The organism is Agromyces sp. P1_H4 (genome assembly GCF_056405255.1).
Window position 1 is genome coordinate 1 of the sequence record NZ_JBFUCL010000488.1, and the last position, 1,938, is coordinate 1,938.

Below are 1,938 nucleotides of genomic sequence, written 5' to 3' on the forward strand. Positions count from 1 at the left end.
GGGCCGCGAACACCGCGGCCACGCCGACGACGGCGAGCCCGGTGAGCAGCACCGGTCGCGCGAGGAACCAGCGCAGCATCCGGTTCACCCAGCTGCCGTCGGCCGGGTGCTCGCTCGACTCGCGGCGCCAGTCGCCGTCGAGGCGTCCGTGCCGCATGAGCCACATCTCGAACGGGACGGTGGCGTACGGCACGATCGCGGTGACCACGGCCAACGCGATGAGCCCGATGCTCCAGCGCTGGTTCACGCCGACGAGCACCGCCTGGAACGCGTAGGCCAGGAACACGAACCCGTGGATCGACCCGCCGACGAGCACGGCCGCCTCGATGCCGCCCGCGTACTTCAGGATCATGGCGACGATGAGGATCGTCCAGGTCACCGCCTCGGCGAAGGCGAGCGTGCGGAAGAGGCGTTTCGGTGACACGGGGGAGGCTCCAAGGGTCGGGATGCTTCCATGCTCGCAGTCGCAGCAGCGGGGACGCATCGAACGAACGGATGAACGCGGGTAGCCTGTTGCGGGTGACCGAGCCGACCGAGCCCACCGAGCCATCCGCCCGCGAGCTCGTCTCGAGCCTCATCCGATCGATCCCCKACTTCCCCGAGCCGGGCGTCACGTTCCGCGACCTCACGCCCGTCTTCGCCAGCGGCCCGGCGCTGCACGCGCTCGGCACCAGCCTCACCGAGCCCTTCGCCGGCCGGTTCGAAGACATCGGCGGGGTGGAGGCGCGCGGGTTCCTCATCGCCGGTGCCGCGTCGGCCATCTGCGGCGCCGGCGTGCTGACCGTCCGCAAGGCCGRCAAGCTCCCGCGCGCGGTCCTGCGCGAGGAGTACTCCCTCGAGTACGGCACCGCCGCGCTCGAGGTGCACGAGGGGGAGCTCCCGCCCGGCGCGAGGGTGCTCATCGTCGACGACGTGCTCGCGACGGGCGGCACGGTCGGTGCCGCGGCACGCCTCGTGGAACGTGCCGGCTGGCAGGTCGCGGGCATCGCGGTCGCCCTCGAGCTCGAGGGGCTCGGCGGCCGCGAGGCGCTCGGCGACCGCTACGAGGTCTTCTCGCTGCTGCAGTACTGAGCGGATGCCGCGGGCGGCCCGCAGCGGGCAGGGGCCTGCCGCGCCATCCGACCCCCCCGTCAGTCGCGGCTCGAGCCCGCGGTCATCCGCCACTCGGCGTCGAGGCCCGTGAGGTAGGCCGCGTTCCCCCGCAGCGCCGCTTCGTAGCGCACCACGTCGGCGGTGCGCACCGCGTCCGCCACCAGCGCGAGCAGCTCGCCGACGGCGCCGTCGCTCCGACCGGCTGCATGGAGGCCGAGCGCGTGGAACGCCCGCACCGACGGCGACTCCGGCCAGCCGGCGAGGGCTCGGTCGAGCACCGCGACGGATTCGTCGAGCCGGCCCAGCAGGCGAAGCGTGCTGCCGTACTGCAGTAGGCACTTGCGCAGCGTGTCCCCGCCGAGCCCGGCGGCGAGCGCGGACTCGTAGTAGCCGGCGGCGGTCTCCTCCTCGCCCGCGGTGTCGTAGGCGCCGCCGACTTCGTAGAGCACCTCGGGCTGGTCGGGATGCTCGGCCAGCAGGGCGAGGAACGCGTCGATCGTCGGCTGCATGTGCTCGCGATCGCGAGCCGCGAAGATCTCGGCGATGGTCGCCTCGAGCTCGGGGGTCAGTGGTTCGGGTCGATGCGCGTCGGTCATCGTCCCATCCTGCCGCGCTGCGCGGCCCGGAGTCAGCCCTGCTGCGAGCCGGAGTCGCCGTCGCCGGGCATGAGCGGGAATCCCCCGTCGCCCCGCGAACCGTCGCCCGGCCGAAAGCCGTCGTCGGGGAAGCCCCGCCCGTCCTGCACCATGCCGCGGCCGGGGCCGCCGCCGAACCCGTCGAAGAGCGCCGCCGCGGTCCCGGCGACGAACCCGCTCGCGAAGCACAGCAGGGCGAGCAGCACCGCGC

General features: G+C 73.7%; 4 protein-coding genes. 1 reads left to right on the forward strand and 3 read right to left on the reverse strand.

What is annotated here, in order from left to right; translation table 11 throughout:
- A partial coding sequence (locus tag AC1DY2_RS19185; RefSeq protein WP_476763859.1) for a DUF3817 domain-containing protein occupies nucleotides 1-424 on the reverse strand: 424 nt, incomplete at its 3' end.
- A 95-nt stretch (nucleotides 425-519) separates the two neighbouring features.
- Here AC1DY2_RS19185 and AC1DY2_RS19190 point away from each other — a divergent pair.
- Complete coding sequence (locus tag AC1DY2_RS19190; RefSeq protein ID WP_476763860.1) at nucleotides 520-1,071, forward strand: adenine phosphoribosyltransferase; 552 nt, start codon at nucleotides 520-522, stop codon at nucleotides 1,069-1,071.
- A gap of 59 nt (nucleotides 1,072-1,130) precedes the next feature.
- Here the strand turns inward: AC1DY2_RS19190 and AC1DY2_RS19195 are convergent, their stop codons facing one another.
- The gene (locus AC1DY2_RS19195; protein ID WP_476763861.1) at nucleotides 1,131-1,688 is read right to left on the reverse strand and encodes a tetratricopeptide repeat protein; all 558 of its coding nucleotides are present in this window, start codon (nucleotides 1,686-1,688) and stop codon (nucleotides 1,131-1,133) included.
- Between the two features lie 32 nt (nucleotides 1,689-1,720).
- Nucleotides 1,721-1,938, reverse strand: a 218-nt coding sequence (locus AC1DY2_RS19200; protein ID WP_476763862.1) for a hypothetical protein, incomplete at its 5' end; no start/stop codon positions are given.

Coding starts and splice junctions, on each gene's coding strand:
- AC1DY2_RS19195 (WP_476763861.1), bottom strand. CDS start 1,688: ATGACCGACGCGCATCGACCCGAACCACTGACCCCCGAGCTCGAGGCG.